The organism is Lysinibacillus antri, assembly GCF_003977595.1.
GTDB classification, from domain to species: Bacteria; Bacillota; Bacilli; order Bacillales_A; family Planococcaceae; genus Ureibacillus; species Ureibacillus antri.
In genome coordinates this window covers 45,222-53,146 of sequence record NZ_RYYR01000028.1, presented here as the reverse complement: position 1 = coordinate 53,146, position 7,925 = coordinate 45,222, and the positions used below count along the sequence as shown (strand labels likewise).

Annotated in this window: 8 protein-coding genes and 1 pseudogene; 6 read left to right on the top strand and 3 right to left on the bottom strand. The window is 32.3% G+C overall.

Features of this window, described 5'->3' with window-relative positions:
• Positions 1-172: 172 nt before the first annotated feature.
• On the top strand, positions 173-298 hold the full coding sequence (locus EK386_RS20620) for a hypothetical protein (protein WP_255507981.1): 126 nt from the start codon (positions 173-175) through the stop codon (positions 296-298).
• Between the two features lie 80 nt (positions 299-378).
• Here EK386_RS20620 and EK386_RS16190 read toward each other — a convergent pair.
• Positions 379-780, bottom strand: a pseudogene (locus EK386_RS16190) (ZinT/AdcA family metal-binding protein); the annotation flags it as partial.
• 357 nt (positions 781-1,137) lie between these two features.
• Here EK386_RS16190 and EK386_RS16185 point away from each other — a divergent pair.
• A complete protein-coding gene (locus EK386_RS16185; protein ID WP_126660219.1) occupies positions 1,138-2,118 on the top strand; it encodes a permease in 981 nt (326 codons plus the stop codon).
• 10 nt (positions 2,119-2,128) lie between these two features.
• On the top strand, positions 2,129-3,040 hold the full coding sequence (locus EK386_RS16180) for a TIGR03943 family putative permease subunit (RefSeq protein ID WP_126660218.1): 912 nt from the start codon (positions 2,129-2,131) through the stop codon (positions 3,038-3,040).
• Positions 3,041-3,328: 288 nt separating this feature from the next.
• Here EK386_RS16180 and EK386_RS16175 read toward each other — a convergent pair whose 3' ends face one another.
• Both EK386_RS16175 and EK386_RS16170 read right to left on the bottom strand, forming a co-directional pair.
• Positions 3,329-4,432, bottom strand: a complete 1,104-nt coding sequence (locus EK386_RS16175) for a metal ABC transporter solute-binding protein, Zn/Mn family (protein WP_246027696.1) — start codon at positions 4,430-4,432, stop codon at positions 3,329-3,331.
• 145 nt (positions 4,433-4,577) lie between these two features.
• Positions 4,578-4,817, bottom strand: a complete 240-nt coding sequence (locus EK386_RS16170; RefSeq protein WP_246027698.1) for a hypothetical protein — start codon at positions 4,815-4,817, stop codon at positions 4,578-4,580.
• Between the two features lie 134 nt (positions 4,818-4,951).
• Between EK386_RS16170 and rpmG the strand changes: the two genes are divergently transcribed.
• The 3 genes from rpmG to EK386_RS16155 all read left to right on the top strand — a co-directional run bounded on the left by rpmG (position 4,952) and on the right by EK386_RS16155 (position 7,725).
• Positions 4,952-5,101 carry a 50S ribosomal protein L33 gene (rpmG, locus tag EK386_RS16165; protein ID WP_066461706.1) on the top strand — a complete coding sequence of 50 codons (150 nt, stop codon included), beginning with the start codon at positions 4,952-4,954 and terminating at the stop codon, positions 5,099-5,101.
• Between the two features lie 189 nt (positions 5,102-5,290).
• Positions 5,291-6,472 (top strand): GTP-binding protein, encoded by a 1,182-nt coding sequence (locus EK386_RS16160; RefSeq protein WP_158674451.1) that lies wholly within the window; start codon positions 5,291-5,293, stop codon positions 6,470-6,472.
• A gap of 71 nt (positions 6,473-6,543) precedes the next feature.
• Positions 6,544-7,725: a GTP-binding protein gene (locus tag EK386_RS16155; protein ID WP_126660216.1), complete on the top strand. Its 1,182-nt coding sequence runs from the start codon at positions 6,544-6,546 to the stop codon at positions 7,723-7,725.
• The last annotated feature ends 200 nt before the right edge of the window (positions 7,726-7,925 follow it).

The following is a 7,925-nucleotide window of genomic DNA, read 5'->3' as shown; positions in this document are numbered from 1 at the left end:
TTGTTGGCATAAGAAAACACCTCCTTTGAATTTCATACCTTTATGGTACCGGGAGGTGTGATCAGATAATATGCGTTATTTGATTACGGGCTTACAAAGAAATAGCACAACATCACCTATTTTACTAAACTTGAATTGCTGAGAAACAAGTAGTAAAGGTGAGTTGTGCTGTATGAATTTTAACATGGAATTACTAGGATTCAAAGGTGTAAATATTGAAGAAATCATCGAACAAGAAAATCGTATTTTAGTCTATATTTCGATGCCGCTAAAAGAATATAGTTGTCCAATCACCTGAATTGAAAAAGGCTTATGAGCTAAAAGAAGCGTATAAACAGTGGTTTACACAAGCTAAAGAAGAAAATAGTGAGCTTAGAATTAATGCGCAATCATCTCATGTGCAATTGTATGCCCATCCATATTAGAAGGGAAATATGTAGCCCAATTTGTTACTTCCTCTAATAATACTTCTCGATCATCACCCCAATATAAATGATAATGACCTGCTTTTGTTGGCGAAATGCTATGGTCACTGAATTGAATATACTGTGGTAGTTTATCTGCAGGTTCTACTAGTTTAAATACATAACGTACGCCGCGATTTCCAGCTTCATACGTGAGAATTTCGTATCCATCTGCTTGATATTCTCCTGTAAAAGCTTTTCCATTTTCATAAAACGTCGCATTGTTGCTCTCAATTACGACGCGTTCTGTATTTCTTTTGTAGCCAATGTCATAATACGTTTTATATTCCTCGACGGTCATATCACCTTTATGTTGTCCTATAAGCATTGAGCTTACAGTTAAAACACTTATAAATACATATTTTACTATTTTCAGTATAAATCTAATCATTACTATTAAAGGTTTCTTTATATTGAATTGAAACGATGATTGGGCAACCAGAATTAGTTGAAAAAATATTTTTAATTTAAATCAACATAAGGAATATAATAAATTTCGATGATCCAATTTATGCCTGTTTTAACGAGAAAGTTTTTTTAATGGATAGAAAATATAAAATAAATATAGCTATCTTTGTATTTGATTAAACTATTATTAAAATGCATATTTTTAGATTTTCATTACTATGATTAAAATAGGGAAATACATTAATTATAAAAGCGAGGATATCTAATGCAACATAGCCATCATTCGTCCGGAAATATGTTAACAATGGGTCTTCTTATTATTTTTCTAATCTTTGTATTAATAAATTCAATCTTACCTTTCAATGAATCAAGTATTAGTTCATTTCAACAGTTAAATACCATTTTTCTTAGTATCTTAATAGAAGCTATTCCATTTGTATTAATAGGTGTGCTGATTTCAGGGTTTATACAGATCTTTATTACAGAGGATCATATACGTGCGTGGATACCTAAAAATAAAGCAAAAGCCGTTTTTATGAGCTGTGTGGTCGGTTCATTGTTTCCAGCTTGTGAATGTGGAATTGTTCCGATTGTTCGTCGGCTAATCAGTAAAGGTGTCCCTTTGTATGCCGGTATAGGATTTTTATTAACGGGGCCACTCATTAATCCAATTGTTATTTTGTCAACATATATGGCTTTTGGAAATGATTTCAGAATGGCATTAATGCGCATGGGGATTGGTTTTATAGCAGCGTTTGTTATTGCATTTATAATCGGAATTTTATTTAATTCAAATCAACTAAAACACAAGGAACCATCAACGCTAAAGAAAGAGGAATCGATATTTAATAGAGTGAAGGGGATGTTACATCATTCCGTAGATGAATTCTTCGATATGAGTAAATATTTAATCATCGGTGCATTTGTTGCCTCTGCATTGCAGGTTTATGTTTCTATGCAATCGTTCCTACTTTTTGAAGATAATATTTTTTATACAAGCTTCGTGATGATGGGACTTGCTTATTTTTTATCGTTATGTTCAGAAGCAGATGCGTTCATTGGTGCCTCCTTTAGAAATCTATTCCCATCTACATCCATACTAGCCTTTTTAGTTTACGGACCGATGATTGACTTAAAAAATACAATCATGCTATTAAGTGTTTTTAAAGCAAAATTTGTATTTATTTTATTTATTTTAATCACATCGATTGTATTTATCTTTGTCCATCTTACAACCTTCATTTAAGGGGGCTCTTATGACATTTAATATCCAGCACTTTATTAAAACGATTATTTTAGGATTGTTTTTGTGGTTTTTTATTGATTTGCACACTTCTGGCGATATTTTAAAATATGTTAATCCAAAGTATGAGTATATTAGTAAAATCGCAGTTGGGATCTTTATTTTGTTATTTGTTATACAACTATTCCGTATCCTCCAACCGAAACAGCATACACATCATATTTGTTCCTCAACTTGTAATCATGATCATGGGAATGGACATTTTAGTCTAGCAAGGTTAGTAAGTTACGGAATCATTACATTTCCGATCATTACAGGTTTTTCGTTTGAGCCAGCAACATTGAATGCATCAATTGCAGGAAATAAAGGATCATTTTTACCACCCGTTCAGCAAAATAATGATGAGAGCCCAGACTTATTTGAAAATGCAAATACATTAGCAGAACATGAGAATATTGATATTTATTCTGAAGACTATCTTCCAATAGAAAATAACAACTATATGTCGAATAAAGAATATGAAGAAAAAGTGAAGAGTTTCGAAGCATCTGAGACTATTCACATGAGCGAGGACATGTTTGGAACATATTATGGTGCAATCAATGATAATCTTAGTACTTATATTGGAAAGACAATTAAAATAAGTGGGTTTGTTTATAAAGAGGAAGGATTTAATGCCAATCAGTTTGTAGTCTCGCGTTTTATGATCACCCATTGTTTAGCTGATGCGAGTATTTTAGGGTTTCTAACTGAAATTGATGAGGCCTTTGAGTTGGCCGAAGATACTTGGATCGAAATTGAAGGAGTGCTAGATGTGACTAACTATGGTGGGGTGGAGATTCCAGTAATTAAAACTACCGAGTGGCAAGTAATTGATGAACCATCTGAACCATATGTATATCCAGTTTTAACCCTAACTTCCTAAAAGATTGAATCCCAATACAAAAGGGCTCAATAATTATGTTTCATGCAGTCCTGTGTAAAACCTGAACAAGTAAAACTCATCAGTCAAAAGGTAGTTTTTATTGATGTTTATGAAAAAATGCACTTAAATTATCTCACAGTATCCCTGAAGAAGAGCTTGGAAATTGGTGAATAAATATTAGCGGTGATAAGAATTATAAAAGGTAGATATAACAAAAACCCGTTACAATTTGTAACGGGTTTTAAAGCGCATCCTAATTACATTGACTTACTTTAAATGTGAAGCGGATTATTTATTTTCTAATGCTTTGCTTAAAGTTTCAATATTTTGTTCCATTAATGTGAAATACGTTTCATTATTAGCAATATCTTCTTCTGTAAGGACACTTAGGTTATGCAATGTCAACGCTTCAGCCCCGATTTCAGATTGAATAGTTTCAGCTAATTTCGAGGAAACATTTTGTTCAAATAAAATATATTTAATATTTAATTCATTTGCTAGAGCTACGATTTCTGTTAATTCCTTTTGGGAAGGTTCATTTTGTGAATTAAGACCAGCAATCGGTACTTGTTGCAAATCGTATTCTCCTGCAATGTAGCCAAATGCAGCATGTGATACAAAGAATGTTTGAGAATCAGCTTGAGCAACCATATCTTTAAACTGACCATCCAACGCTTCTAATTCTTGTACTAGCGCTTGATAATTTGTTTCAAATGTTTCAGCTTGATCTGGCATTTTTTCAGTAAGTGCATCTTTGATAGAAAATGCTAAATCTGAGGAAATAGCTGCAGAAAGCCAAACATGTGCATCAATTTCATTATGACCTTCATGGCTTTCTTCTGTGTGAGAAGCAAGTTCATCTTCATTATGTTCTTCATGGCCATCCTCTGCGTGTGAGGCATGTTCATCTTCGGATTCACTAGTACCTTCTTCATCAGTATGTTCTTCTGTATGAGCATCTTCAGCTTCTTCCGAATGCTCGTCATGTGAATGACCAGTACTCATACTAAACTTCTCTTCAGGTACATTGGCTGTAGTAGCGATAAATTCAACATTTTCATTTTTCAATGTCTCTTGAGCATGATCAATAAAGCTTTCAAGACCTAAACCAATGTAGAATAATAAGTCTGCCTCTGCAAACTTGATCATATCTTGCTGTGTTGGTTCAAATGAGTGTTCATTTGCCCCTGGAGGATAAACGGATTCAACTTCAACAAACTCTCCTCCAATACGTTCTGTAAAATAACTTAACGGATATACCGTAGTGTAGACTTTTAATTTTGTTTGTTCTTCTGCGTTTTCATCTGACTCTTCATTCTGAATATTATCATTACTACATGCAGCTAGTAGGGTAAAGCATAGAAGCATTAGTATCCAAATATATCTTTTCACTTTTATTCTCCTTTCAAATAGTAATCGTTACTATTAACGTATTAAATAATAGCTAACCACTTCATTTTTTGCAACAATAATTTTCATAACTTTATATAAAAAAAGAATCCACTGATGTAATAATAGTGGATTGTACAAAGGTTTATTAAATATTAGTTTGTTCTTGATTAGTAATCGTTTTAAAATGATTTTTAAATTTAAAGAGTAAGAAAATTGCTTTCACAAATAGATTAATAGCTATAGACAACCAAACCCCAGCAATCCTCATCTCAAATTTTATTTCTAAAATATAAACATCAACTATACGAATGATCCACATACAAATTGCCGTACTGTACATAGAACTTTTTGTATCTCCTATATCCTGTAAAGCACCTGCTAATATTAGTCCAATTGCTAATGCAGGTTGAGCAAAAGCATCAATTTGGATTTCATTGTTAACTTAGTTCTTGACGTTTGAAATTTTTAAGCGTACGATATAAATCGTAATCATTACTATTTAAGTGGAGAGTGTAAATTATGCGAGTAAATATTACTTTAGCTTGTACAGAAACAGGAGATCGAAATTATATTACGACTAAAAATAAGCGTAACAATCCCGAAAGAATCGAATTGAAAAAATATTGCCCACGTCTAAAACGTGTAACGCTTCATAGAGAAACAAAGTAGTCCTTTATAAATTTAAAAACATCTTTATAAGAATGTAAGCTTTTACAGTTAACTTCTTATAAAGATGTATTTTTTAGATTTAAATATGGAATATGAAAATATTAATTGAAATACTTACACTACTTTAAAATATGTAGTTTACTAAACAGGTTTCAAATCATAATTATTACTATATATGGAGGCGTAATGATGAGAAAAATTCCAGTTACAGTATTAAGTGGTTATTTAGGTGCTGGTAAAACAACAATTTTAAATAATTTATTATCAAATACGAAAAACTTAAAAATTGCAGTTATTGTAAATGATATGAGTGAAATTAATATCGATGCAGAACTAGTTGAAAAAGGTAGTGGCATTTCTCGAACAGAAGAAAAATTCGTAGAGCTTTCGAATGGCTGCATTTGTTGTACTTTGAGAGAAGATTTATTAATTGAAGTCAAAAAATTGGCTGAAAAAGGCGATATTGAGTACATCGTTATTGAATCAACAGGAATTAGTGAACCTATCCCTGTTGCACAAACATTCAGTTATATTGATGAAGAATTAGGAATCGATTTAACCACTGTCTGTCGTTTAGATACAATGGTTACAGTTGTAGATGCGAATCGATTCTGGCATGATTTCCAATCTGGAGATACTTTATTAGAAAGAAAAGAAGCAGTTGGCGAATTAGATGACCGAAATGTAGCTGATTTATTAATCGATCAAATTGAATTTTGTGATGTATTGATTTTAAATAAGTGTGATTTAGTAGATAAACAAACTATAGAAAAACTTGAAAAAGTTATACGAACATTACAACCTGAGGCGAAGATTATTCGAACAAGTCATGGTGAGGTAGATACGAATGAATTGTTAAATACAAATCGCTTTGATTTTGATAAAGTATCAAATTCTGCTGGTTGGCTGAAAGAATTGCAACTAGGTCATGAAAACCATACACCTGAGACAGAAGAATATGGAATTAATTCATTCACATACGTTAGAAGACTGCCATTTCATCCTATTCGATTTAAAAAATGGACGGAAAATATGCCTAAAGAAATTGTACGAGCAAAAGGAATCGTTTGGAGTGCTGTTCATAATAAATTTGCGATTATAATGTCTCAAGCAGGTAATTCAGTAAATATTAAACCTGTATCTTATTGGGTCGCTGCGTTACCTCAACACCAACAAGAAAGTATTTTAAAACAAAATCCTTTAATTGAAGAAGAGTGGGATCTAGAATATGGCGATAGAATGACGAAAATAGTGATTATTGGGATTGATTTACCTAAAGAGGAAATTGTGAAGAGTTTAGATAAATGCTTATTAACCACTGATGAGATAAATAACGATTGGAGTCTATTAGAAAATCCTTTTAGTTGGTAAGGAAGTGACACAGTATGATGAAAACCGTAGAAGTAGTAATAAAATTATAGAAATTTAAAAGAGGTTATGAAATGAAAAAAATCCCTGTTACCGTTTTAAGTGGTTACTTAGGTGCCGGAAAAACGACTATTTTAAATAAATTATTAGCCAATAGAGAAGGAAAAAAAATTGCTGTAATTGTCAATGATATGAGTGAGATTAATATTGATTCACAACTAATCAATGAACAAGGTTTCTCACGTACAACAGAGAAATTAGTAGAACTGACTAATGGTTGTATTTGCTGTACTTTACGTGAGGATTTACTTATTGAGGTCGAAAAGTTAGTGGAGCAAGGTGATATTGAGTACATCGTTATTGAATCAACAGGAATTAGTGAACCTATCCCTGTTGCACAAACATTTAGCTATATTGATGAAGAAACTGGAATTGATTTAACACCACTTTGTAAACTTGATGCCATGATTACAGTAGTAGATGCAAATCGCTTCTGGGATGATTATGAAAGTGGTGAAACTTTACTAGAAAGGAAGCAAACTGACGATATAAATGATCAACGAGATGTTTCTGATTTATTAATTGACCAAATTGAATTTGCAAATATCATCTGCATCACAAAATCTGATTTGGTTACAACTGAGTATTTAGATACATTAAAAGCATTTTTATTAAAATTAAATCCAGATGCAGAGCAATATATTGTAAAGAACGGTGTTATTAACAGCGATTTATTATTAAATCGAGGGTTATTTGATTTTGATAAAGCAAGTCAAGGTGCTGGATGGATTAAAGAGTTAAATGAAGAGCATGTACCAGAAACAGAAGAGTATGGAATATCGTCATTTGTTTATCGTAGGAGACGTCCATTCCATCCAGAAAGATGGTATCAATGGTTAGATAATTTACCAGTTGAAATTGTACGAGCAAAAGGCTTTTTCTGGCTAGCATCACGTAATATGCCAGGCATTATCTCACAAGCAGGTTCATCGATTCAGTTTCAAGGGGCTGGCGAATGGATTGCCGATTTACCAAAGGAAGAACAAGAAAATGAATTTAAAAATGATCCAAGCTTAATTCAACGATGGGATGCAGAATTTGGAGATAAACAGACTGAACTGGTACTCATAGGTATTGAATTAAATCGTCAAACCATCGAAAAACAGTTGGATAACTGTTTATTAACAGATGAAGAAATGAAAAGTGATTGGTCGAAGTTTATAGATCCATTACCTAAGTTTGTCGTAACAAATTAGTAGATTAGGATAAACTAGAGAAATAAAATATTATTAATAAATGCGCAAATAGATGCAAAAGAAAATTTGGTTGAGGACTATAATGAAAAATTCGAAAAAATAGTTGACCAAATAAAATTACTTCTCAACTCTGATTTTAACCGAATTCTGGAAGATTATAAAAGCTGTGTGTTTGAAGCGGGGTTTGCTCCACCGGTATC